The 23,622-nt window shown below is 70.3% G+C and carries 22 protein-coding genes, 1 tRNA gene and 3 pseudogenes; 11 read left to right on the top strand and 15 right to left on the bottom strand.

Annotated elements, in window-relative coordinates; genetic code table 11:
- From CJZ98_RS05240 to CJZ98_RS05230, 3 genes and pseudogenes are all read right to left on the bottom strand, one after another.
- Nucleotides 1-113 (bottom strand): annotated as a pseudogene (locus CJZ98_RS05240) (IS5/IS1182 family transposase); the annotation flags it as partial.
- 56 nt (nt 114-169) lie between these two features.
- A complete protein-coding gene (locus CJZ98_RS05235; protein WP_157910880.1) occupies nt 170-424 on the bottom strand; it encodes a transposase in 255 nt (84 codons plus the stop codon).
- Between the two features lie 272 nt (nt 425-696).
- Nucleotides 697-969, bottom strand: a pseudogene (locus tag CJZ98_RS05230) (DNA-3-methyladenine glycosylase); the annotation flags it as partial.
- A 159-nt stretch (nt 970-1,128) separates the two neighbouring features.
- Here CJZ98_RS05230 and CJZ98_RS18740 point away from each other — a divergent pair.
- The gene (locus CJZ98_RS18740; RefSeq protein ID WP_198537506.1) at nt 1,129-1,272 is read left to right on the top strand and encodes a hypothetical protein; all 144 of its coding nucleotides are present in this window, start codon (nt 1,129-1,131) and stop codon (nt 1,270-1,272) included.
- Between the two features lie 18 nt (nt 1,273-1,290).
- Here CJZ98_RS18740 and CJZ98_RS05225 read toward each other — a convergent pair whose 3' ends face one another.
- A complete protein-coding gene (locus CJZ98_RS05225; RefSeq protein ID WP_094589049.1) occupies nt 1,291-1,587 on the bottom strand; it encodes a DUF6679 family protein in 297 nt (98 codons plus the stop codon).
- A gap of 97 nt (nt 1,588-1,684) precedes the next feature.
- Here CJZ98_RS05225 and CJZ98_RS05220 point away from each other — a divergent pair, with 97 nt between their 5' ends.
- Nucleotides 1,685-2,515 carry a creatininase family protein gene (locus CJZ98_RS05220; RefSeq protein WP_094589047.1) on the top strand — a complete coding sequence of 277 codons (831 nt, stop codon included), beginning with the start codon at nt 1,685-1,687 and terminating at the stop codon, nt 2,513-2,515.
- A 92-nt stretch (nt 2,516-2,607) separates the two neighbouring features.
- Nucleotides 2,608-2,901 (top strand): Asp-tRNA(Asn)/Glu-tRNA(Gln) amidotransferase subunit GatC, encoded by a 294-nt coding sequence (gene gatC, locus CJZ98_RS05215; RefSeq protein WP_094589045.1) that lies wholly within the window; start codon nt 2,608-2,610, stop codon nt 2,899-2,901.
- A 31-nt stretch (nt 2,902-2,932) separates the two neighbouring features.
- Here the strand turns inward: gatC and crtR are convergent, their stop codons facing one another.
- Both crtR and CJZ98_RS05205 read right to left on the bottom strand, forming a co-directional pair.
- Nucleotides 2,933-3,946, bottom strand: coding sequence for a beta-carotene hydroxylase (gene crtR / locus CJZ98_RS05210; RefSeq protein WP_094589043.1), 1,014 nt, complete (start codon nt 3,944-3,946; stop codon nt 2,933-2,935).
- A 68-nt stretch (nt 3,947-4,014) separates the two neighbouring features.
- Nucleotides 4,015-4,096, bottom strand: a tRNA-Leu gene (locus tag CJZ98_RS05205).
- 70 nt (nt 4,097-4,166) lie between these two features.
- Between CJZ98_RS05205 and CJZ98_RS19325 the strand changes: the two genes are divergently transcribed.
- On the top strand, nt 4,167-4,874 hold the full coding sequence (locus CJZ98_RS19325; protein ID WP_094589041.1) for a Ycf66 family protein: 708 nt from the start codon (nt 4,167-4,169) through the stop codon (nt 4,872-4,874).
- 90 nt (nt 4,875-4,964) lie between these two features.
- The gene (gene ileS, locus CJZ98_RS05195; protein WP_232756224.1) at nt 4,965-7,886 is read left to right on the top strand and encodes an isoleucine--tRNA ligase; all 2,922 of its coding nucleotides are present in this window, start codon (nt 4,965-4,967) and stop codon (nt 7,884-7,886) included.
- A 26-nt stretch (nt 7,887-7,912) separates the two neighbouring features.
- On the opposite strand, the gene CJZ98_RS05190 is transcribed toward ileS, so the two are convergent.
- Nucleotides 7,913-9,046 (bottom strand): mannosyltransferase family protein, encoded by a 1,134-nt coding sequence (locus tag CJZ98_RS05190; RefSeq protein WP_108723282.1) that lies wholly within the window; start codon nt 9,044-9,046, stop codon nt 7,913-7,915.
- A gap of 101 nt (nt 9,047-9,147) precedes the next feature.
- Between CJZ98_RS05190 and CJZ98_RS05185 the strand changes: the two genes are divergently transcribed.
- Nucleotides 9,148-9,471, top strand: a complete 324-nt coding sequence (locus CJZ98_RS05185; protein WP_094589036.1) for an Mpo1-like protein — start codon at nt 9,148-9,150, stop codon at nt 9,469-9,471.
- Here the strand turns inward: CJZ98_RS05185 and CJZ98_RS05180 are convergent.
- Nucleotides 9,441-10,370 (bottom strand): fatty acid desaturase family protein, encoded by a 930-nt coding sequence (locus CJZ98_RS05180; RefSeq protein WP_157910879.1) that lies wholly within the window; start codon nt 10,368-10,370, stop codon nt 9,441-9,443. The two genes, CJZ98_RS05185 and CJZ98_RS05180, sit on opposite strands and share 31 nt — an antisense overlap.
- A 168-nt stretch (nt 10,371-10,538) precedes the next feature.
- Nucleotides 10,539-12,812: a RelA/SpoT family protein gene (locus CJZ98_RS05175; RefSeq protein ID WP_232756223.1), complete on the bottom strand. Its 2,274-nt coding sequence runs from the start codon at nt 12,810-12,812 to the stop codon at nt 10,539-10,541.
- 305 nt (nt 12,813-13,117) lie between these two features.
- Between CJZ98_RS05175 and CJZ98_RS05170 the strand changes: the two genes are divergently transcribed.
- Entirely contained in the window at nt 13,118-14,758 is a 1,641-nt protein-coding gene (locus tag CJZ98_RS05170) for an ABC transporter ATP-binding protein (protein ID WP_094589077.1), read from the top strand.
- Between the two features lie 7 nt (nt 14,759-14,765).
- Nucleotides 14,766-16,082: a chloride channel protein gene (locus CJZ98_RS05165; protein ID WP_157910878.1), complete on the top strand. Its 1,317-nt coding sequence runs from the start codon at nt 14,766-14,768 to the stop codon at nt 16,080-16,082.
- Between the two features lie 38 nt (nt 16,083-16,120).
- Here the strand turns inward: CJZ98_RS05165 and CJZ98_RS05160 are convergent, their stop codons facing one another.
- Genes CJZ98_RS05160 through CJZ98_RS05150 form a run of 3 tightly spaced genes read right to left on the bottom strand, consistent with a single transcriptional unit; the run spans nt 16,121 to nt 18,551 of the window.
- Nucleotides 16,121-17,083, bottom strand: a complete 963-nt coding sequence (locus tag CJZ98_RS05160; protein ID WP_094589029.1) for an RluA family pseudouridine synthase — start codon at nt 17,081-17,083, stop codon at nt 16,121-16,123.
- Complete coding sequence (ylqF, locus tag CJZ98_RS05155) at nt 17,080-18,174, bottom strand: ribosome biogenesis GTPase YlqF (protein ID WP_094589028.1); 1,095 nt, start codon at nt 18,172-18,174, stop codon at nt 17,080-17,082. Before ylqF ends, CJZ98_RS05160 begins: the two co-directional genes overlap by 4 nt.
- Nucleotides 18,174-18,551, bottom strand: a complete 378-nt coding sequence (locus CJZ98_RS05150) for a universal stress protein (protein ID WP_094589026.1) — start codon at nt 18,549-18,551, stop codon at nt 18,174-18,176. Before CJZ98_RS05150 ends, ylqF begins: the two co-directional genes overlap by 1 nt.
- Nucleotides 18,552-18,589: 38 nt before the next feature.
- Here CJZ98_RS05150 and CJZ98_RS19645 point away from each other — a divergent pair.
- Nucleotides 18,590-18,811 (top strand): annotated as a pseudogene (locus CJZ98_RS19645) (hypothetical protein); the annotation flags it as partial.
- Nucleotides 18,777-19,982 (top strand): phosphoglycerate kinase, encoded by a 1,206-nt coding sequence (locus CJZ98_RS05145; protein WP_094589024.1) that lies wholly within the window; start codon nt 18,777-18,779, stop codon nt 19,980-19,982. The pseudogene CJZ98_RS19645 and the gene CJZ98_RS05145, both read left to right, overlap by 35 nt.
- Nucleotides 19,983-20,076: 94 nt before the next feature.
- Here CJZ98_RS05145 and CJZ98_RS05140 read toward each other — a convergent pair whose 3' ends face one another.
- From CJZ98_RS05140 to CJZ98_RS05130, 3 genes are all read right to left on the bottom strand, one after another.
- Complete coding sequence (locus CJZ98_RS05140) at nt 20,077-20,730, bottom strand: hypothetical protein (protein ID WP_094589022.1); 654 nt, start codon at nt 20,728-20,730, stop codon at nt 20,077-20,079.
- Between the two features lie 133 nt (nt 20,731-20,863).
- Complete coding sequence (locus CJZ98_RS05135; RefSeq protein ID WP_094589020.1) at nt 20,864-22,225, bottom strand: sensor histidine kinase; 1,362 nt, start codon at nt 22,223-22,225, stop codon at nt 20,864-20,866.
- Nucleotides 22,203-22,931, bottom strand: coding sequence for a response regulator (locus CJZ98_RS05130; RefSeq protein ID WP_094589018.1), 729 nt, complete (start codon nt 22,929-22,931; stop codon nt 22,203-22,205). The genes CJZ98_RS05135 and CJZ98_RS05130 overlap by 23 nt, the downstream gene beginning before the upstream one ends.
- 139 nt (nt 22,932-23,070) lie before the next feature.
- Between CJZ98_RS05130 and CJZ98_RS05125 the strand changes: the two genes are divergently transcribed.
- Nucleotides 23,071-23,622, top strand: a complete 552-nt coding sequence (locus tag CJZ98_RS05125; protein WP_094589016.1) for an EF-hand domain-containing protein — start codon at nt 23,071-23,073, stop codon at nt 23,620-23,622.

Raw genomic sequence — 23,622 nt, 5'->3', positions numbered from 1 at the left:
AACGCCTGATCCGCCAGCCGCCGCACCTGCCGCAGGGGATGGGCCCTGGGGATCCGCTCCTCGGTGGAGACGTAGGAGAACAGGGGACCGGTCCGCTGCTGCTGGCCGCGCATCCGTTCAGTGCCGTTGGGCCATTCTCCCGCGGATCGGTTGGTTTTTCAGCAGCCTCCTAGAGCGTCGCCGTCTCCAGCTCCGCCTCTGCCAGCAGCTTCTTGAGCCGGGCGTTTTCCTTTTCCAGCTGAGTCAACCGCCTGGCCTCCTCGGCCTGCATGCCCCCGTATTGCTGCCGCCAGCGGTGGTACGTCGGCTGTGTCACCTCGATCACGCGGCAGACCTCGGCGACGGTCTTGCCCTGGGCGATCAGCTGCTCGGCAGTTTTAAGCTTGCGGATGATCTGCTCCGCCGTGTGCCTGGTGCGTTTCATGGTCGAGTCCCCGGCCCAGTCTGGCCGGCTGAGGACTCTCATTCACCCTGGACCGGTTTCCGGGGTCTACGTCAGACACCAGGGCTACGGCTGCACCACTGACCCAGCCAAGCCAGCCCCCACAGCTTGTAGCCCTTCGTAGCTGGGGCAATGCTCTGGGCGAAAAATCAGGGAATTTTTCTGGGAGTGGCTTGGAGATTGGCTGGGCGCCCCCCGTTGGCAGCACTGAAATCTCAAGCCCAGCCTGAGGTCGTTGAGAGACGGGCTCGCTTCACGCAGTGGTGGATGCCATAACTCACATAGACATAAAAGTGCCCCGGCTCCCCGAACAGCGTCTCGTTCTGGGGCGAGCGGCGGCGGTGACCGTGGCAGGCCGGCCCGCTCTGGCTGTACGCCTCCGTTTCCACGATCACGCCCCAGAGCAGCTCACCAGTGGGTTGGCGTTTCACCAGCCGACAGCCGATCAGCTCAGGCGCCACCTGCTGCGCCGGCTTGGCGAAGAAGGCGCGGGGCAGGGCCCCAAAGCTGGCGGGATGCCCGGCGATCGACGGCAACGGCGGCGGGACCACGATCCTGGCAGCGCACGGGTCCAGCGGCGGCCGATTCCGGCGCTGCAGTGCCGTTCCGCTGGCCTGGCGAGCCAGCGCGGCTGAAGCGAGCCAGAATCGGGGCGCGCCCACGGCGTCCCTCCGACCCACCCATCTGTGCCCCATCTCGAGCCCGGCCTGAACCTCGGCACGGTGCTGCTGGCCACCAGCGGCCTGTTCGTGCTCGCTTCCCTGTTCTTCGGCACCAAGGGCGGCTATTACGACAGTGACGACTACGACGGAAACGGCACCGCCCACTGAGGCCCGCCAGCGCGCCCTTCAGGGCCTGGGCAGCTGCTCGGACTCGGGACAGTCCCCGGTGACCGCCAGATCCTCGGCGTCTGCGCTGCGGCTGACGCAGGCCAGGCGCGTGCTCACGGCGCCGATCGAATCGAGCCGCACGCACTCCTCCCAGCTCTGGTGCTCGTCGTCCTCTTCGGCGTCGTAGCGGAGGGTCACCAGGTCACCCTCCAGCTCCACCACGAGCGCCTGCTCGATCCAGCGCTGCTGATCCCGCAGGAACACCCACACCGGGCGCTGCTCGCACTGGAAGCGGTAGAGCTTGCGGTGAAGCATCGGACTGGCTCCGGCGGGGCGCGGCTCCAGCGGACGGGACCGCGCCAGGTGGCATCAATGCTAGGGATGATGGTCGGATTCGAGCAGGTCCGCCGTCGTGGTTGCCACCAGCCCCTCCAGCCAGCCCAGCACCGCCGCGGGCAGCCTCCCCGGAGCGGTGGCCAGCACTGAGGCCATCCGCCTGCAGCTGCGCAGCTGGCCTGAGGTGGAGGAGTACCTCCAGACCTGCAGGGGCGTGATCGTGCCCCTGGGCTCCACCGAGCAGCACGGCCCCACCGGCGCCATCGGCACCGACGCCCTCACCGCCGAGGCGGTGGCCCTGGAGGTGGGTCGCCGCACCGGCGTGCTGGTGACACCGGTGCAGGCCTTCGGCATGGCGGAACACCACCTGGGCTTCCCCGGCACGATGAGCCTCCAGCCCGCCACCCTGCTGGCCGTGATCCACGATCTGGTGCTGTCGCTGGCCCGCCACGGCTTCGAGCGGATCTACGTGATCAACGGCCACGGCGGCAACATTGCCACCACCAGGGCTGCCTTTGCCCAGGCCTACGGCACCGCCATCGACCGGGGCCTGTCCAGCGGCGGCGCCCTGCGCTGCAAGCTGGCCAACTGGTTCATGGCCCCCGAGGCCATGGGGCTGGCCCGGGAGCTCTACGGCGAGCGGGAGGGGCACCACGCCACCCCCAGCGAGATCGCCATCACCATGCAGCTGGAGCCGAGCCTGGAGGCCAAGCAGCGCCCCCTGCCTGAAGCGGCGCCCGCCGGCCCCATCCACGGCCCCGACGACTTCCGCCGCCGCCACCCCGACGGCCGCATGGGCTCCGATCCCTCCCTGGCCACCGCCGAGCACGGCGCCCGCTTCCTGGAGGTGGCCGCCACGGCCCTGGCGGCGGATCTGGAGCGTTTCCTGCTGGATCCCCAGGCCTGAAGGGCAGTCCTCGCGGCCCGCACCCCGGCGGCCAGCGACCCGCCAGCGCCTAGGTTTCCACCAATCCAGCCCTCCACGATCCCCCGCCGACCATGAGCCACATCACCGCCGACGACGTGCGCAAGGTGGCCCAGCTGGCCCGCCTCGATCTGCCTGAGGCCAAGATCGCCACCTACACCGGCCAGCTGGAGCGGATTCTCGACTACGTGGCCCATCTGGAGGCGGTGGACACCAAGGGCGTGCCCCCCACCACCCGCGCCGTGGAGGTGGTCAACGTGACCCGTGAGGACGTGGTGGTACCCACGGCCGTGCGCGAGGAGCTGCTCAATGGAGCGCCCCAGCGGGAAGGCGATTTCTTCCGCGTGCCCCAGATCCTGGCCGACTGACTGATCGGACTGACCCGGCGAAGCCCTGGCCTCAGCGCTGGGGCGAAACCGCCGTGCGGTGCAGCAGTTCCAGCACGTGGCGGCGGGCCCGGAAGCTGGGCAGTAGCCCGGCAATCGGCCGCAGCCGGCTGCGGCGGCGCTTATGGCTGCGCACCCCCAGCAGGATGTCGTAGACGAAGTTGACGAAATCGGCGCGGCTTTCGAACAGGCCCAAACGCTGGGGTGAACCCTTGGCGTCGAGCAGTTCCTTGGTGGCGTGATACGCAGGGCGATACTCGAACCAGGGGATCGAGGGCCAGAGATGGTGCACCAGGTGATAGTTCTGGCCCATGATCAGCCAGTTCATCACCCTGCTGGGATAGACGCGGGCGTTGTGCCAGCGGTTGCGGGCCTGGAAGGGGCGGTGGGGCAGGTAGTCGAAGAAAAGGCCGAGGGTGACACCCACCATCAGGGCCGGTGCGAACCAGCAGTTGAAGATGAAATCGATGAAGCCATACTTCACACCGGCCAGCACGATGGCGAGAAAGATGCCGCGGCCGATGCCCCACTCCAGCAGTTCATGGCCGCGCCACAACTTGCGGCGAAAGAAGAACACTTCATGGTAGAAGAAGCGCGGTGCGATCAGCCATAGTGGGCCGAAGGTGCTCACGATGTGGTCGGGATCGTGCTTCGGATCGTTCACATGGGCGTGGTGCTGAAGGTGCACCCGCGTGAACACCGGAAAGCTGAAGCCCAGGAGCAGGGCGGCGCCGTGGCCCATCACCGCATTCCAGAGACGGTTGGGATGGGCGGCGTTGTGGCAGGCGTCATGGATCACGGTGCCCTCCAGGTGCAGGGCCAGAAATCCCGTCACCAGCAGGGCCGGCAGGGGCCAGTCCCAGCGGAACCAGCCGGCGATCGTCACGGCCGCCAGGGCGTAGCCACCAAAGAACAGGCCCACGGTGGGGTTCCAGGGCGCCGGAGGATCCAGAAACTCCCTGGGCACCGAGCGCAGGCTGGGCCGAATGGAGGAGGCCTCGGGCGACTGGAGCAAGGCTTGCGTCATCGCCTCCGGGGGCACCTGTTGAACAGAACCTGATGGGCCAGCTTAGGAATCAGCCAGCGCTGAAGCGATGCCCGCCGGGGGACTTGAACCCCCACGACCGAAGCCACTGGTACCTAAAACCAGCGCGTCTACCAATTCCGCCAGGCGGGCAGCGAGGCGACTGTAGGGGCAGGCACCAAGCCGGGGCCGCCCCAGAATGGGGGCCCGCGCTCCGGCCGCCATGCTCGCCACGATCAGCGGAAGCCTGGCCCTGCTGGTGGGCCTGGCGGTGCTGCTGCTGCCCCTGCTGGTCACGGAAATGAGCCGCCCCCGCGACGCCCTCTGGGGCGCCGTGGTGCTGCTGCTGGGCCTGGTGCTGGTGACCAGCGCCGAGCGGCTCAGCGGTGCGCCGATGCTGGCGGTGCTGTGCGGTGGACTGCTGATCGGCCGGCTGGGCAGCGAGGTGCTGCAGCTGCGCTGGCGCCAGCTCACGCCCGAGGAGCAGCAGCGGCTGGGTTCCAGCGAGCGCTGGCGCACGGGCGTCAGCCAGCTCGCCACCACCCTGGCCAAGCTGCCGGCGGCCGTGGGCGAGACCGGCCAGGGCCTCGGTGCAGCCCTCAACCGCCCCGCCAAGGCCACGCCGGCCAAGGGCGCCTCCGCCACGGGCAAGCGCTGGGTGCGGGCCGAACCCGGCCCTGGAGCCGAGCCGGCTGCGGCCGCAGCCGATCAGCCCCAAGCCCCCGCACCAACGTCGGAGCCCCTAGCGCCTGAGCCGTCACCCCCGCAACCGGCGCCAGCCGCCACGGCCGCCACGCCCACAGGCGATCCCCAGCCCGAGACGGTGGTGGTGAGCAGCTTCGCCGAGATCGAGGCGCTCATGGAAGCGGAGCACGGCCAGGCCCCCGCCGATTCCGCGCCCAGCCCAGAGGCCCGCAGCCAAGCGGGATAATCGGCGGTTGCTGCCCCCGGCGCCGTGACCGCCAGCTCCGCGCCCGTCTCCTACAAGGACACGCTCAACCTGCTGCAGACGCCCTTCGCCATGCGGGCGAACGCCAAGCAGCGCGAGCCTGAGATCCAGGCGTTCTGGGCCGAGCAGCGCATCTACGAGCGCCTCAGCCTGGGCAACGCCGGCCCCGTGTTCACCCTCCATGACGGGCCGCCCTACGCCAACGGGGCCCTGCACGTGGGCCACGCCCTCAACAAGATCCTCAAGGACATCATCAACAAGACAGCCCTGCTGCAGGGCAAGCGGGCGCGCTTCGTGCCGGGCTGGGACTGCCACGGCCTGCCGATCGAACTCAAGGTGCTGCAGGGCCTTAGCAGCGGCGAGCGGGCCGCCCTCACCCCGGTGAGCCTGCGCCAGAAGGCCCAGGCCTACGCCCTGGAGCAGGTGGAGGGCCAGAAGGCCGGCTTCCAGCGCTGGGGCATCTGGGCCGACTGGGATAGCCCCTACCTCACCCTGCAGAAGGACTACGAGGCCGCCCAGATCGGCGTGTTCGGGCGGATGGTGCTGGCGGGCCACATCTACCGGGGCCTCAAGCCCGTGCACTGGAGTCCCAGCTCCCGCACGGCCCTGGCCGAGGCCGAGCTCGAATACCCCGACGGCCACACCTCCCCGAGCATCTACGTGGCCTTCCCGGTGGAGCAGGTGCCCGAGGGGCTGGTGGACAAGCTGAAGGCGGTGGGCCTCGAAACCGAAGCCCTCGGCCAGCCGGTCCACGGCGGCAGGCCGATCACCCTCTCGGTGGCGATCTGGACCACCACGCCCTGGACCCTGCCCGCCAACCTGGCGGTGTCGGTGAATGGCCAACTCGACTACGCCATCTGCCGGGTGGAGGGCAACGACAGCCTCTCCAACCACCTGGTGGTGGCTTCGGAGCTGGTGGAGGGCCTGCAGGCCAGCCTGGCGCTGCGGCTGGAGCCCCTGGTCACGGTCAAGGGCGCCGAACTGGAGGGAATCGTCTACCGCCATCCGCTGCTGGAGCGCCGCAGTCCGGTGGTGCTCGGCGGCGACTACATCACCACCGAATCGGGCACGGGCCTGGTGCACACCGCGCCCGGCCACGGCGTGGACGACTTCAACACTGGCAAGAAGTACGGCCTGCCGGTGCTCTGCCCGGTGGATGAGGCCGGCACCCTCACGCCCGAGGCAGGCCCCTTCGCGGGGCTGAACGTGCTCAAGGACGCCAACGCGGCGATCATCGCCGCCCTCAAGGACGCCGGGGTGCTGCTGGCAGAGCAGGGCTACGCCCACCGCTACCCCTACGACTGGCGCACCAAGAAGCCCACGATCTTCCGCGCCACCGAGCAGTGGTTCGCCTCGGTGGAGGGTTTCCGCCAGCAGGCCCTGGGAGCCATCGCCCAGGTGGAGTGGCTGCCGGCCAGCGGCCGCAACCGCATCGGGGCGATGGTGGGCGAACGCGGCGACTGGTGCATCTCGCGCCAGCGCACCTGGGGCGTGCCGATCCCGGTGTTCTATCACCGCGAATCGGGCGAGGTGCTGCTCAATGAGGCCACCCTCCAGCACGTTCAGGGGCTGATCGCCGAGCATGGCGCCGACGTGTGGTGGCAGCGCGATGAGACCGGCCTGCTGCCGCCGGCCTACGCCGGCGAGGCGGAGCAGTGGCGCAAGGGCACCGACACCATGGACGTGTGGTTCGATTCCGGCTCCTCCTGGGCCGGCGTGCTCGGCGGCCTGGCGGGCGATCACCCCCGCGGCGCCGGCCTCAACTACCCCGCCGATCTCTATCTGGAGGGGAGCGATCAGCACCGCGGCTGGTTCCAGAGCAGCCTGCTCACCTCGGTGGCCGTCAACGGCCAGGCCCCCTACCGGCGCGTGCTCACCCACGGCTTCACCCTCGATGAGAAGGGGCGCAAGATGAGCAAGTCGCTGGGCAACGTGGTGGATCCGGCGGTACTGGTGGAGGGCGGCAGGAACGAGAAGCAGGAGCCGGCCTATGGCGCCGACGTGCTGCGGCTCTGGGTGAGCTCGGTCGACTACTCCGCCGATGTGCCCCTGGGCCCGGGGATCGTCAAGCAGCTGGCGGACGTCTACCGCAAGGTGCGCAACACCGCCCGCTACCTGCTGGGCAACCTGCACGACTTCGATCCACGGCCCAGGGCAGAAGGCGGCCACGCGATCCCCATCGCCGAGCTTCCACTGCTGGACCGCTGGATGCTGCAGCGCACCGCCGCCCTGATCGACAGCGTGACGGGCGATTTCGAGCGCTTTGAGTTCTACCGCTTCTTCCAGGCCCTGCAGAACTTCTGCGTGGTGGATCTCTCCAACGTCTACCTCGACATTGCCAAGGATCGCCTCTACGTGAGTGGAGCCGATGAGTTCCGCCGCCGCAGCTGCCAGACGGTGCTGAGCCTGGTGGTGGAGCGCCTGGCCGGCCTGATCGCGCCGGTGCTGTGCCACATGGCCGAGGACATCTGGCAGAACCTGCCCTACCCCGTGGCCGAGCGCTCGGTGTTTGAACGGGGCTGGCCCACGGCTCCAGACCCCTGGCGCGCTCCGGAGCTGGAGGCACCGCTGGAGCGGATCCTGGAGCTGCGGGCCCTGGTGAACCGCCAGCTGGAGAGCTGCCGCAAGCAGGGCGGCAAGGGCCAGGAGCAGGAGGTGGCAGCTGGCATCGGCGCCTCCCTGGAGGCCCAGGTGCAGCTGGAGCTTGAAGCCGGCGAGGACACCGCCCCCCTGCAGGAGGCCCTGGCCTTGCTGGCCGCCAGCGCCCACCCGCAGGTGGATAACCTGACGGACTGGCTGTTGGTTTCAGCGGTGCGGATCGGTGGCGCAGCTCCGGCCGGCGTGCTGGCGGAGGCCCGCGAGGGCGGCGTCACAGTGCGGATCGCCCGGGCCGAGGGCCAGAAGTGTGAGCGCTGCTGGCACTACGAAACCGACATCGGAACACACGCATCCCATCCCAGCCTCTGCGGACGCTGCGTAGCGGTGCTGGGCTGAGCTTCGATCCTGGGAGTAGGCGCCTGTTACGGAATCCAGCGCAGCAGCAACCCAACCTGGACCGTCTGCAGCGCCAGCGCCGCGGCAGAGAGGCCCAAAAGTGTGAATCGGAAGAAGAGCGTGCGTCGGGCGACCTGATCACCCAGGGACGCGAAAACCGGGAAGCAAGCGCCCGCATAACGCGGAAAACCCACCATGCCCAGCAGGAACGACGGGGCAATCCACAGCAGACCGAAGAGCCGCCACCCCCAGGGTTGGGTCGACCAGCCCAGCAGCAGCAGCGTCAGGGCCACCACTCCCGCTGCGAACTGAATCCATGGGAACCCCCCCACTGAAGACAGCAGGTTGAAGAGTGTGACTTCCCGCCAGGCCTGCTTGGCCTGCACCCAGATCAGGGGGTTACCGGTGATAGCCATCAGGTAGCCCGACCAGAGCAGCAGCACGACCAGACTCGGGGCCAGGATCCTGAGGGCCCGTCTCCTGCCTTCTCCTGAGATGAAGGCCTCGCCAGCCAGGGCGAGGGCGACGGCCAGCCCGTTCGGACGAGCCAGGGTGGCAAGGGCCGCCAAGAGGGAAGCCAGGCGCCAACGGCCCTGCCAGCGGGCCAGGAAAGCACCGCTGGAGCAGACCAGGAGCAGGCCCTCCGGATACAGCATCGAGTAGACGACTGATCCCGGAGAAAAGGCCAGGAACCAGCAAGCCCAGTCCGCCGCGGTCTTCCCTGAGAGGCGGCGCACCAGGGCGTGGGTGAGGGCCAGACCCACCAACAAGGCAAGGTGACCTACCACCAAGCCGACGGTGAACCGCGACAAACCCAGGTGTCGTCCCAGGGCCAGCAACAGCGGAAACAGTGGGAAGAAGGGGAAGGGCGTCTGCACGGGCATGTGCAGATCGGCAGGATCTGCCGGGATGGCATGGGCCCAGGTGAAGCCTTCCCGGGCGATCAGCAGGTACCAGTTGCCATCCCAGGCTGAGAAGACCTGCTTCAACGGGATGCTGCGGGCGAGACCACCAATGACCAGGATCAGGTCCACGAACAGGCGGGACGCGAGCCACGAGCCAAGGACCGCCGCAGGAAAGGCATGCTCCCGCAACCAGCCGATCGTGGAGATCCAGGGAGACCGTTCCACCACCGCCGCCAGCATCCGTGAGGGCTTCATGAAACCATGCCAGTCCCGGCATGCGGTGCTGGGCTGATGGGATGGGCTCGGGAGAGGCCGACGCGTCTAGGTTGAGGGCCATACCTGGCTCCCGTGGCTCCATGCTGGCCGGCAGACCCTGGAGCGATTGGATCCAGCGCTACGGCCAGAGCCACCAGCACCCGATCAATCAGGCCTGCCACCTGATCGGCATCCCGCTGATCGTGGTCTCCCTGGGCCTGGCAGCCCTCGGCCTGGCCTGGCCGGTTCTGTGGTGGGCGGCCCTGGGGCTGTTCGTGCTCGGCTGGGTCCTCCAGTTCGCAGGCCATGCGGTGGAGGGCAAGCCGCCGGAATTCTTCAGTGATCCCCGCTTCCTGCTGGTGGGGGTGCGCTGGTGGCTGACCAAGGTTGGGGCTCAGAACAACAGCGCCAGGCCCTCGGCGTAGCTTCCCACCCGCGGCAGGGCCGGTTTGCCGTGCCTGGCCAACTCGGCTTCGGCAATGGCCGAGGCCTCCGGCAGGCGGTCGTAGGGGATCGACGGATAGGCGTGATGCAGGGAGTGGTGGGGCAGCCCCCCCATCAGGAAGTTCACCAGGGGGCCCGCCACGATGTTGCGGGAGGTGTAGAGCTGCGTGAGCTCATAGGTGGTGCTCGGCAGCCACAAGCCGTGGTGCTCGATCATGCCTCGGGCCTGCATCACAGCCCCCACCAGACGCTCCACCACCACCAGCATCAGCACCAGCTTCAGCACCTGGCCCTGGCTGATGGCCCAGGCGAACAGGAGTGCCTGCACCAGCAGGATGCCGAGCAGATCGATCCGCAATCCAGCCCACAGCCTGGAGTGGGTGGCCCGCAGTTTCCAGCCGAACCAGAACATCGAGAGGATCAACTGCAGGCCGCCCAGCCCGAGCACACTCCCCCAGAAGGGATGGCGAAAGTGCAGCTGCCGCAGCGGGCCGGCCTTGGCCGCCTCCTCCTCCGTGGGTTCACGCCGCTCCGGATCGCGCAGGTCCATTCCGTTCATGCGGTGATGGAGCATGTGCAGATTGCGGTAGGTGAGATAGGGCCAGGCGATCGGCCAGCTCAGTGCACAGCCCAGCCCCTGCTCCAGATCGCCCTGGTCGAGCAGGGTGGCGTGGCTGATGTCGTGGGTGGCGATCATCAGGAAGGAATAGAGCAGCGTGGCGGCCACCAGCCAGAGCAGGGCCAGCCCCAGGTTCGGCTCCTGGTAGTACTGCCACAGGCAGGCCAGCGAGGGCAACAGCAACACCAGCACCCGCAGCCAGCCGAGCCCGCGGTTCACCCGAAACAGGGGCCGTACGGCCTCCTCGATGGCTTCGGTCATCAGGCGATCAGCCCGGCGCTGCGCAGGATCCAGCGCAGCGACCTGGCCGCCCTGGGCAGGAACAATCATCGTGACGGGGCGTGACGATCAGCTCCGAGGCTAGGGCTGTTCAACGAAGCGGCAACGCCGCTCGGCCGTGCCCCCATTCCATGCCACAGTCCCGCCCGCTCAGCCGATGCCCGAGCGGGCGATGTCGAGGACATCAGCCATCGCACGGATCTGATCCATGGTGGTGCCCAACTGGCTGGCGCTGGCCAGTTCCACCCGCAGGTCGATGCGAGCCGGCTTGCCGGGGTTGGTGCGCACGCGGGCATCGCTCACGTTGATGCGGCTGTCGGACAGGCGGGTGAGAATGTCCTTGAGCACCCCGACCCGATCCAGCACCGCAATGCGCAGCTGCACGGGGTAGCGGCGCCGGCCCCCATCCGCCAGGGGGTTCCAGCGCACCGGCAGCCGACGCTCCACCGGCACCTGGGTGACATTGGCGCAGTCCTGCCGGTGGATGGTGATGCCGTGGTTGCCCAGGGCCACGCTGCCCACGATCGCCTCGCCCGGCAGCGGACTGCAGCAGCCCCCCAGTCGGTATTCCAGGCCCTCCAGTCCGAGGATCGGGCTGGCGCTGCCGGCCTCGACGTGGTGGTGGGGCGCGGGCTGAGAGGCCTGGTCCGCCTGGGCGGTGACGCTGCGGGCCAGCTCCTCATTGCTGAGCACGGGGGCCGCGGCCTGACTGCTGAGCCGGATCTCTTCCCGCAGGCGATTCACCGCCTGCTGCAGCGTGACGCCGCCGAAGCCGATCGCAGCCAGCAGGTCCTCGGTGCCCACCAGGTTGCAGCGGCGCGCCACCTTGGCCATGGCCTCGCCGCGCAGCAGGGCATCGAAGCCATCGCGGCCCAGTTCCCGCTCCAGCATCTCTGTGCCGCGCAGGATGTTCTCCTCGCGGTGGCTCTTCTTGTACCACTGGCGGATGCGATTGCGGGCCGTGGGGGTGGCCACGAAGTTGAGCCAATCAAGGCTCGGGTGGGCGTTCTTCGCCGTGATGATCTGCACGAAGTCGCCGTTCTGCAGCGGCGTCGGCAGGGGACAGAGGCGATCGTTGATGCGAACTCCCTGGCAATGGTTGCCGACCTCGGAGTGGATGCGATAGGCGAAGTCAACGGCAGTGGAACCCTTGCGCAGCCCCACCACATCGCCGGTGGGAGTGAACACGAACACCTCCTCGTCGAAGAGATCTTCCTTGATCGAGGCCAGGTAGTCGCTGCTGTCTTCGGAGCCGCCGTCCTTCTGCCAGTCCACCAGCTGCCGCAGCCAGTTGAAGCGCTCGGCATCGTTGCCGAGGGCCGCCGGGGAGCCACCCTCCTTGTACTTCCAGTGGGCGGCGATGCCGTATTCCGCCACTTGGTGCATCTCAGCGGTGCGGATCTGCACCTCGATCGGCCGGTGGCGGCCGATCACCGCCGTATGCAGCGACTGGTAGCCGTTGGGCTTCGGCAGACCGATGTAGTCCTTGAAGCGGCCGGGAATGGGGCGGAAGGTGTCGTGCACCACAGCCAGGGCCCGGTAACAGCTCTCCAGATCGGGCGTGAGGATGCGCAGGGCCGCCACGTCGTAGATCTCGTGGAAGGCCTTCTGCTGGGCCTGCATCTTGCTCCAAATTCCATAGAGATGCTTCGGCCGGCCGCTCACCTCGCAGGCGCCCAGCCCGGACACCACCAGCCGCTGCCTGAGCAGCTCCACGGTGACGGCCAACCGCTCCTCACGCTCACTGCGCTTGGTGGCCACCTGTTGCTTGATCTCCCTGTAGGCCTCGGGCTCGAGGATCTTGAAGGCCAGGTCCTCCAGTTCCCACTTGAGCCGGCCGATGCCGAGACGGTTAGCCAGGGGCCCGTAGATCTCGCGAGTCTCGCGTGCGATGCGCTGCTGCTTCTCAGGCTTGAGGGCACCGAGGGTGCGCATGTTGTGCAGCCGGTCCGCCAGCTTCACCAGCACCACGCGGATGTCGCTGGCCATGGCCAGGAACATGCGGCGCAGATTTTCAGCCTGGGCTTCGGTCTTGTTGGTGAAGTGAATGCCACCCAGCTTGGTGACGCCCTCCACCAGGGCCCGCACCTCGGCGCCGAAGTGCTCCTCGATCTGCTCTGGGGTGACGTCGGTGTCCTCCACCACGTCGTGCAGGAAGCCGGCGGCGATCACGCTGGCGCTGGCGCCGATGTCGCGCAGCAGATCCGCCACCGCCACCGGGTGAATGATGTAGGGCTCGCCGCTGGCCCGCACCTGGCCGTCGTGGAGCTGGAAGGCGAAGTCGAAGGCGGCAGCCAACAGCGCCTCGGTGTCGGTGGGGCAGGTCTCGCCTTGGCCCGGCGGCACGTGCTCAATGCAGCAGCGCAGCCAGTCGGGCAGGGGAATGCCGTAGTCCTCGGGGCAACGGATCGGGCGGCGGTTCAGGCTGGAGGCCGGATCGCTGGTCGCGGGGGCCGGGACACCAGGCTCAAGCGCTGCAGAGTTCACGGCGGGCGGCCCACTGGGCGGAGAAGGCGCAACGCCCGCCAGGGACTGGCCGCCATCACGCTGAATGGCCTCTCGACGGACAGCATCGCTTTGGCCGCCGTCGCGCTGGTCAACTTCCGCCGTATCGGGCGCCGCGTGGAGCATGGGAGCCTGCGGATTGACCCATCGTATTCAGAGAGCGCAACACGCGGGCGCCCGGGCCTGCCGGCCGCCAAGCTGGGCGCCTGCCAATGCCTGGGCTGATGGCCGCCGCTTCCCCCTCCGGCCCCAGTTACCGCCACAAGGGGCCGGTGCTGGACCTGCAGCAGCTGGTGGTGCAGTACCCCGGCGCCGCTTCCCCCACCCTCGACGGCCTCGATCTGAGCCTGGCGGCCGGCGACAGCCTGGCCCTGGTGGGCCCTTCGGGCTGCGGCAAGAGCACGGTGGCGCGGGCGGTGCTGCAATTGCTGCCCACGGGCAGCCGCTGCGAGGGTGGCCTGCTGCTGGCGGGCCAGGACCCGCGGCAGCTGCGGCGGGGGCCGCTGCGGCGGCTGCGGGGCGAGGCGGTGGGCCTGGTGTTCCAGGACCCGATGACCCGGCTCAATCCGCTGCTGACCATCGGCGAGCACCTGGCCGACACCCTGGCGGCCCACCGTCCGGCCTGGACGCGCCGCCAGGTGCGCCGCCGGGCCGAGGACCTGCTGGCGCGGGTGGGCATCAGTCCGGAGCGCTACGGCAGCTACCCCCACGAGTTCAGTGGCGGCATGCGCCAGCGGCTGGCGATCGCCCTGGCCATGGCCCTGCAGCCGCCACTGGTGATCGCCGATGAACCCACCACCAGCCTGGATGTGTCGGTGGCGGGTCAGGTGATGGCCGAACTCAGCGAGCTCTGCCGCGAGACCGGCAGCGCCCTGCTGCTGATCAGCCACGACCTGGCCCTGGCCGGCCGCTGGTGCCAGCGGATCGCGGTGCTCGACCAGGGCCGGCTGGTGGAGCAGGGCCCCGCCCGGCACCTGCTCACGGCACCGACCTCCCCCCTGGCCCAGCGGCTGGTGGCGGCGGCCCGCGCCCGCGAGGGCGGGGCCACACCGGCGGCGCCAGCCCAGGCGCCGGTGCTGCTGGAACTGGAGCAGCTGCGCTGCTGGCACGGCCTGCCCTCGCCGCCCTGGCAGCCCCGCTGGCTGAAGGCCGTAGACGGGGTGAGCCTGACCCTGCGGCAGGGGGAGACGATCGGCGTGGTGGGGGCCTCGGGTTGCGGCAAGAGCACCCTCTGCCGGGCCCTGATGGGCCTGGCGCCGGTGCGGGGCGGCGCCGTGAAACTGCAGGGCCAGGACCTGCGCCAGCTGCGCGGCCGGCCGCTGCGCCGCGCCCGGCGCCGAATCCAGATGGTGTTCCAGGACCCGCTGGCCTGCCTGAACCCGGCGATGGCCGTGGGCGAGGCCATCGCCGATCCGCTGCTGATCCATGGCCTGGCCAAGAAGCCCCAGGCGCGGCAGCGGGCTCGGGAGCTGCTGGCGGCCGTGGGGCTCAACCCGCCGGAGAGCTTCGAGAACCGCCTGCCGCGGCAGCTCTCGGGCGGCCAGCAGCAGCGGGTAGCCATCGCCCGGGCCCTGGTCCTGGAGCCCCAGGTACTGCTCTGCGACGAGAGCGTGAGCATGCTCGACGCCGAGGTGCAGACCGAGGTGCTCGCCCTGCTGCGCCAGCTGCAGGAGCGCCTGGGGCTCGGCATGATCTTCGTGACCCACGACCTCTCGGTGGCCAGCGGCTTCTGCCAGCGGGTGATCGTGCTGGAGGGGGGCCGCATCGTGGAGGAGGGTCCGGGCGAAGGGCTGCTGCGGGCGCCCCAGGCCGCCATCACGCGCACCCTGGTGGAGGCCTGCCCACGCCTGCCGGAGCTGGTGTGAGATGGCGATGACCCTGACCACGAAGCTGCACCGCCTGCTGCAACTGGTGCTGCTGGTGAACCTGATCGGCATCGCCGTGGCTCTGGCGATCTGGCTCTACGGCCACGAGATCGGCCTGGTGAATGGCGTGCGGCTTCAGCTGGCCGCCCTGATGCCCCGGGCCCTGGTGCTACCGGTGCTGGGGCTGCTGGGGGGCGCCGTGGCCGGGGGACTGATCACCTTCCTGGAACCCGCTGCCAAGGGCTCGGGGATCGTGCAGGTGATGCTGTTCCTGAGGGGCTGGCCGATTCCGATGGGCTGGCGGGTGGCGATCGTGAAGCTGCTGGCCAGCGGCATCGCCATCGGCAGCGGCATCCCGGTGGGGCCGGAAGGGCCCTCGATCCAGATCGGCGCCTCGGTGGCCCGGGAGAGTGCGCGGCTCACCGGCGCCGAGCACCACCACCAGCGGGTGGCGGTGGCGATTGGCAGCGGCGCCGGCCTGGGCGCCGTGTTCCACGCGCCCCTGGGGGGCCTGGCCTACACCCTCGAGGAGCTGCTCAAGCATGCCGACGGCCGCACCAACGCCCTGGCGGTGGCGGCCACCTTCGCCACCATCGCCTGGACCCGGCTGCTGGCGAACCTGCCGACCCTGCACCCGATCCTGCACAACCTGGCACCGATCGTCGACTACCCCAGCCGCGTGAACGAGTTCCGGCTGGTGGACCTGCCGCTGCTGCTGCTGCTGGGTGCCCTGGCGGGCGTGCTGGCGATGCTCTACCAGCGCTGGATCCAGGCCCTGCGCCGCCGCTTCATCCGCTGGCGACTGCCCAGCTGGCAGCTGCTGCCGCTGGTGGGTGTTGCGGTGGGGGCGGGCTGGTCGCTGCTGCCCAGCGCCTTCGACAACCCCGATGGCCTCTACTTCGACGCCCTGCTGGGCATCGACACGGCCCCCCGGGCCCTGCTGGCGCTGGCGGTTCAGGCGGCGGCCACGGCGGTGGCGGTGGCCGCCGAGGCACCTGGCGGCTTCCTGGCGCCGGCCCTGGTGGTGGGGGCCTCCCTGGGCACGCTGCTGCAGCAGGTCTCCCTCGCCCTGGTCCACGACGCCCCAGCCAGCCTGCTGTTCGCCGGCGCCGCCGCCTTCCTCGGAGCCCTCACCCGCACACCGCTCACAGCGATCCTGCTCACCTTCGAGCTCAGCAAGAACTACGCCCTGCTGCTGCCGATCGGCTTCTGCGCCCTCACCGCCATCGCCGTGGCCGATCTGTTCGAGCGCGAGACGATCTTCGAGCTGCTGCGCGAGGAGGCGGAGCGGGAACTGCTCGAGCCCAGGCGGCCGGAGCCCTGAATCCGGAACGATCTGGGCCTGCGGCGCCAGGTCGCGCGTCAGAGCCGGCGCCGCAGCGCCACCAGCAGCTTCTCGAACACCTCGGGCAACGGCGCCTCGCACACCAGCCGCTCGCCCGTGACCGGGTGGTCCAACCCCAGCTGAACGGCATGCAGCGCCTGGCCCGGCAGCTCGATCGGCAGCCTGCGGCAGCGCGAGTACGCAGGGTCGCCCACGATCGGATGGCCGATGTGGGCGCAGTGCACCCGGATCTGGTGGGTGCGGCCGGTGTCGAGCTTGAAGCGCAGCATGGCGTAGTCGCCCAGGCGCTCCACCAGGGTCCAGTGGGTGCAGGCGTGGCGGCCCGTGCCGTCGTGCACCACCGCATATTTCTTGCGATCCACCGGGTGGCGCCCGATCGCGCCCACGATCGTGCCGCGCTCCGCCGCCGGCTGGCCGTGCACCACCGCCAGATACTCCCGCGAGGCGATGCGCCGCTGGATCTGCACCTGCAGCTTCACCAGGGCCTCCTGGCTCTTGGCCACCACGATGCAGCCGGTGGTGTCCTTGTCGAGGCGGTGCACGATGCCGGGTCGCATTTCGCCGCCGATGCCGGGCAGGTCGGGGCAGTGGTGCAGCAGCCCGTTCACCAGGGTGCCGTCCCGGTTGCCGGGGGCAGGGTGCACCGTGAGGCCGGCGGGCTTGTTGAGCACGATCAGATGCCCATCCTCGAACAGCACATCGAGCGGCATCGCCTGGGGCACCAGGTAGGGCAGGGGCTCCGGGGGCGGCATCCACAGCTGCACCTGATCACCCGGGCGCAGGGGCGTCTTGGCCCGGCCCGTGGTGCCGTTGACGCGCACGTAGCCGGCGTCGATGAGTTTCTGGATGCGGGCCCGACTCTGCTCCGGCCGCTGGGCCACCAGCCAGCGATCCAGCCGCATCGGCAGGGGTTTGGGATAGGTGAGCGTGAGCAGCTCGCCGTCCCCCTGGCCGAAGCGGTCTTCGCTGTCCGCGCTCATGGCTGGGGCTGGACCTGGCCGTTCACCGGCAACTCCAGGGCGATGGGGCCGAGCACCCCGCGGCGGAAGTCGTCCAGCAGGCGCTGGGCCATGCGGGCGGTGTCGCCGCTGGTATGGCGGGCGGCGGCGGCCTCCAGCCAGGCGGCGGCATTGGGGAGGGCCGGGCGCTGAAGAGCCTCGGGTTGAGGAGCCTCGGGTTGAGGAGCCTCGGATTGGGACCCTGGAGATTGGGGCGCCGCGGCCTGCAGCCCCCCCTCGCCACCGCCTCCAGGAACCTGTAGGGGCTGTACAGCATCAACGCAGACCTCCGGGGAGGTCTCCCCAGCCCCCAGCGGCTCCACCTCCACGCCGTAACGGCGCTGCAGCAACCCAGCCGCCACGCCGGCGGCCGCCACCGGCTCCAGGCCCGCCAGCAGCTGGACGAAGGCCATCGCCACCGCCTCGCCGTCGTAGGCGGCCTGGCCGATGTCGTCGCAGAGGGCGAGCCGCAGGGCCGCCAGCTGGTCGTCCAGGCGCGGGGGCAGCACGCCGGGGGCATCGAGCAGGTCCAGGTCCTGGCCGAGGCGCACCCAGCGCAGGCTGCGGGTGACGCCGGCGCGGCGGGCACTCTCCACCACCTTCTGGCGCACCAGCCGGTTGATCAGGGCCGACTTGCCCACATTCGGGAAGCCCAGCATCAGGGCGCGCACGGGGCGGGGCTTCATGCCGCGGCCGCTGCGGCGGGCGTTGAGGGCCTCGCCGGCGCGGATCGCCGCCTGCTGCAGCTGTTTCACGCCCGTGCCGGCCCTGGCATCGCACCACCAGGGGGTCTGGCCGCGGGCGCGGAACCAGGCGTCCCACTGGGCGCGGGCGGCGGGGCAGACCATGTCGCGGCGGTTGAGCACCAGCAGGTGCGGCTTGCCACCGATCCAGCGCTGCAGGCGCGGATGGCCGGTGGCGAGGGGGATGCGCGCATCGCGCACCTCAATCACCAGATCCACCTTGGCCAGGTTGTCGGTGAGCGACCTCTCCGCCTTGGCGATGTGGCCCGGATACCACTGGATCGACGGGGCCGCTGTGCTGAGCAGACCGGCGGCGAGATCAGCCGCCATCAGGGCACCACCAGCACCGGACAGGGCGCCAGCTGGATCACCCGCGAGGCGGTGCTGGGGGCCTCGTCGGCTTCCAGGGTGAGGCCGCGGGTGCCCATCACGATCACATCGGCGTTGATCTCATCGGCCACATCGCAGATCACGAAGGCCGGCTTGCCCTGGCGCTCCAGCACCTCACAGCTCACGCCCTGCTCGGAAAAGCGGCTGCGGGCCTGTTCCAGCAGCTCGGCCACCGCCAGGGGGTCGTCCTGGTCGGGCTCCACCACGGAGAGAACCACCAGCCGGCTGCCGTGCTGCTGGGCGAGCTTGAGGGCCGTGGAGGCGGTCTCGGCCGCCTGGCGGCTGCGGTCGATCGGGAAGAGAATCGTCTCGAACATGGCCATCGGGCCGGTCATGTCCCTGTCTAGACGGGCGCCGGGCGGGGCGGCACTGGCTGGCCAGGGCGAGGCCCGTGCCGATGGCCCACGTTCCCACCGCGGCAGTGAGAAGCGGCTGGAGCGAGAAACGGCGGGCACAGACCGCGGCGGGGGACGGAACCGCGCCCACGGACGCGAAAGGGCCGCAGGTTAATCTCGCCCAAATTTCCCTACCGTCTCCACCCCATGGCGAAGCGCTCCCTGGCCAGCCTCTCCGCTGATGACCTGCGCGGCAAGCGCGTGCTGGTCCGGGTCGACTTCAACGTTCCCCTCGATGACGCCGGTGCCATCACCGACGACACCCGCATCCGCGCCGCCCTGCCCACCATCAACGACCTGGTCGGCAAGGGCGCCAAGGTGATCCTGGCCGCCCACTTCGGCCGGCCCAAGGGCCAGGTGAACGACGCCCTGCGGCTCACCCCCGTGGCGGCCCGCCTGGGCGAGCTGCTGGGCAAGCCCGTGGTGAAGACCGACAGCGCCATCGGCCCCGACGCCGAGGCCAAGGTGGCGGCCCTGGCCGAGGGCGATGTGCTGCTTCTGGAGAACGTGCGCTTCTTCGCCGAGGAAGAGAAGAACGATCCCGAGTTCGCCAAGCAGCTGGCGGCCCTGGCCGACGTGTACGTGAACGACGCCTTCGGCGCCGCCCACCGCGCCCACGCCTCCACCGAGGGCGTGACCAAGTACCTGAATCCGAGCGTGGCCGGCTACCTGCTGGAGAAGGAACTGCAGTATCTGCAGGGCGCCATCGATGAGCCCAAGCGGCCCCTGGCCGCGATTGTGGGCGGCTCCAAGGTGAGCAGCAAAATCGGCGTGCTCGAGTCGCTGATCGACAAGTGCGACAAGGTGCTGATCGGCGGCGGCATGATCTTCACCTTCTACAAGGCCCGTGGCCTCTCGGTGGGCAACAGCCTGGTGGAGGAAGACAAGCTCGATCTGGCCCGCGAACTGGAGGCCAAGGCCAAGGAAAAGGGGGTGGAGCTGCTGCTGCCCACCGACGTGGTGCTGGCCGATTCCTTCTCGCCCGACGCCAACACCCTGACCACCCACATCAACGTCATCCCCGACGGCTGGATGGGCCTGGACATCGGTCCCGACTCGATCAAGGCCTTCCAGGCGGCCCTGGCCGACGTGAAGACCGTGATCTGGAACGGCCCGATGGGCGTGTTCGAGTTCGACAAGTTCGCCGCCGGTACCGACGCCATCGCCCACACCCTGGCGGGCCTGACTGCCACCGGCACCACCACGATCATCGGCGGTGGCGACTCGGTGGCAGCCGTGGAAAAGGTGGGCGTGGCCGATCAGATGAGCCACATCTCCACCGGTGGTGGCGCCAGCCTCGAGCTGCTGGAAGGCAAGGTGCTGCCCGGCGTGGCCGCCCTCGACGAGGCCTGAAGTTCGGAATCTGAGGATGGCCCGGCGCTGTGACATCACGGCGCCGTGATCACCCAGGAACAGGGCCCCATGCGGGCCCTGTTTTGTTCTGGACTTAGTACCAGGCCAGGGGGTGGTAGGGCTGGATGCGCGGCTGGAACGACTGGGGTGTGCCGTAGTAAGGCGTGGGCATCGGCTTCGGCCCCCAGCTGCCCTGCCCACCAGCGCCAGGTCCTTTCCAGCGGCGCTCGGGCAGGGCCGGCAGTCCGAAGCGCTGGCGCAGCTGGCTGAGGTCGTTGCGCTGCTGGCGGTGCTGCTGCATGCGTTGCTGACGCTCCTGTTGCAGGCAGGTCTGGGCTATCTCGGCACCGCGGGCCTGGTCCAGGCAGCGCTCGGTGCCGTTCAGCAGGCTGATCTGCTGGTCGGCCTGGCGGCGCTCCAGGCTGCGGCGGGCCTCGAAGAACTCGCGCCGCTGGCGCGGGCTGAAGCGGGCGATCACCTCGGCCTCCTGGCGCTTGAGCTCGGCCCAGCGCCCGTCAGGACGGCGGTCATCGGCCCAGCCACGGCCCTCGCCGGGAGCGGGGGGCGTGACCTGCTGGGCGCGCCAGCCGTCGCCGTAGGGCTGTCTGGGTCCAGGGGCGCCATAGGGCGGGTATGGCTGAGCAAGGGCGGCACCGCTGGCCCCCACGACCGCCAGCAGCAGGGCAAGGGCCGCGGCGTGACGCGGGCGGAGCGACGGGCGGGAGAGAACGTTGGCAGGGCGGGTCATGGGGTCTGGGATCGCGACAACTCCAGCCTCTGCCGGAGTGACAGCGCAGGTGTGTCCACCAGCGCCCCAACCTGTGACCAGATCGGACCGGGGACACCCAACTCCCCCGACCCGGCTGGGTCCTCGACACACCTCAGCCCTGGGCTCCACCCCTGGGGCTGATGGAGCCGGTGCCGGGGGCGATCGAGCGGCCGTGCAGGACCACCGCAAAGCCGGGCGCCCCGTCCGGCAGCGCGCCGCGCCGCCAGCTGAGACCGCCGCCATGCACCGCCGCCACCCGCGCCGCGATCGCCAGGCCCAGGCCGCAATGGCCCAGGCCGCCGCGGGCCTCATCCAGCCGCTGGAAGGGCACCAGGGCCTGCTGCCACTGCTCCGGGGCGATGCCGGCGCCCCGATCCCAGAGCTCGATCCGGAACCCCTGCCCACCGGGCTGGTCCGCCAGTGGCTCGTCGCGCAGCACCATCCGCAGCGGCGGCCGGCCGTGGCTGAGGGCGTTGTCGATCAGGTTGCCCACCGCCCGTGCCAGGGCCGTGGGCTGCACCACCCGCTCCAGGGGCTCCAGATCCAGGCTGAGGGTGGCCGGATCCAGCCCCGCGCTCGACTCCGCCAGGAGCTGGTCCAGGGGCAGCGCCACGGGCCGCTCGCCATCGGCCCCGCCGGCGAACAGCAGGAACTGGCCGGTGATGCGCTCCAGGGCGTCGAGATCGGCCTCGCTGCGCTGCCGGTCGGCGGGCTCGGGCAGCGGCACGGCGAGCCGCAGCCGCAGCCGGGTCAGGGGGCTCTTGAGGTCGTGGGCGATGCCGGCCAGCATCGTGGCCCGCTCCCGCTCATTGGCATCCAGTCGCTGCACCATCGCGTTGAAGCGGGCCGTGAGCCGGCGCACGGCGCCCGTGCCCCGGGCCGCCAGCACCTCCGGCCGCCGCTGCAGCCCCACCCGGCCCAGGGCCTGCTCCAGCTGCTGCAGCGGCCGCTGCACCTCCAGCCAGAGGAACAGCAAGGTGGACGCCGTGCCACCCGCCACCAGCGCCAGGGCCAGCAGCAGCGGATCCGGAGGCCAGCGGCTGGGGGAGGGAAGCGCGGTGAACAGCCACACCGGCTCCAGCGGTGAGAACAGCTCCACCCAGGCCCCCCGCGGCTCGCCCGCCGCCGGCAGCAGCTGGGGGCAGTGGGCCAGCTGGCGGCAGAGCTCCTGCTGCAACCGCCGGGTCTGGAGCGCCAGGCGGGGGTCGCTGCCGCTGGCGGGCCGGCCGCCCACCCTCAGCGGCAGCCCGCTCAGCCGCGACACCGCCGAGGGGGGCAGCCGCTCCAGGGCCAGTTCCGCCAGGCGCAGGTTGAAGCTCACCTCGCCACCCATCTGGGTGATCTGGGCCCGCTCCAGCCGCCGGGCCAGCAGCCCTTGCAGCAGCACCAGCGCCAGGGCCGAGCCCGCGGTGCCCAGCAGCAGGTAGCGGACCAGCCGCAGCAGGGCCGCCCTAGCGGCTGCGGGGCTGGCCATCGGGCACGAACACGTAGCCGTAGCCCCACACCGTCTGCAGGTAGCGGGGGCGGGCGGGATCGGGCTCCACCAGTCGCCGCACCCGCGACACCTGCACGTCCATGCTGCGGCTGTCGGTTTCCGAATCGGGCCCGCGGGCCAGCTCGATCAGCCGCTCCCGCGACAGGGGCCGGTGCGGATGCTGCACGAAGGCGGCCAGCAGGCTGAACTCACCGCTGGTGATCGCCACCGGCTCGCCGCCGCGCAGCAGGCTGCGGGCCGCCAGGTCGAGCTGGTTGTCGCCGAAGCACACCTGCTGACCCTCCGCCAGGGGTGTGCCGGCCGGCAAGGCCACACGGCGGCGCAGCACGGCGTCGATGCGGGCGCTGAGTTCGCGAGGCAGGAAGGGCTTGGCCAGGTAGTCGTCCGCCCCCTGCTCCAGGCCGATGATCCGATCCACCGCATCGCCCTTGGCGGTGAGCATCACCACCGGCATGTCGTCACCCTGATCCCGCAGACGCCGCAGCAGGCTGAGGCCGTCATCACCCGGCAGCATCAGATCGAGGACCACCAGGTCAGGGCGCTGGCTCTCCAGCCGCGCCATCAGCTGGGCGCCGTCGCTGAGGCAGCGCACGTCGTAGCCCAGGTCGGTGAGGTAGGTGCCCACCAGGCGCCGCAGCTCCGGGTCGTCGTCCACCACCCAGATGCGCTGTGCTGTCTTGCCCATGGCGGCGATCGGCCCCAGGCCCTGTGCTGGCCCGACTGTATGGAGCCACTCCGCCCAGCGGGGCCGCGGAAGGATCTGGTCATAACTCCGGCCTGGCGCGGTCGCAGCCAGCCGCGGCCCGCTCCATAGCCTGAACACCATGTTCAGCTCCGCGCTCCGCACCGTTCTGCCGCCCGGCCTGCGCCCCAGCCCGCTGCCCAGCAGCCGGCTGCGCTGGGGCCCAATCCTGCTGCGGGCCGCCGGCCTGGCGCTGCTGGTGGCGGCCGCCAGCCCGCCGCCGCTGGCGGCGCGGGCCCAGAGCGCCGAGGAGCTGCGGCTCTACCAGGGCCGCCTGCAGAAGCTCTACCGGCGCCTCGATCGCAACGGCGACGGGCGGCTGGATCGGAGCGAGGTGGAGGGCCACCCCTATCTGGAGCGCCACTTCGAGCGGCTGGGGGGCGAGAACCGCGGCTATCTCGATCCCGGCCAGCTGATTCCCCGCAGCACCGAGGCGATGGGCGAGCGGCTGCGGGAGTTCTTCAGCCGGGCCGACCGCAACGGCGACGGCCGCATCGACCGGGCCGAGGCCGAGGCCTTCTCCTGGATGCGGCGCCGCTTCGCCGAGGTGGATGCGAACGGCGACGGCGGCTTGAGCTGGGAGGAGCTGGGCCGCCAGCGCCGACGCTGGCTCAGCCAGCCGAACGACCGCTGA

The sequence above is a fragment of the Vulcanococcus limneticus LL genome, assembly GCF_002252705.1.
Classification (GTDB): Bacteria; Cyanobacteriota; Cyanobacteriia; order PCC-6307; family Cyanobiaceae; genus Vulcanococcus; species Vulcanococcus limneticus.
This window is presented reverse-complemented; position numbering and strand designations above follow the sequence as displayed.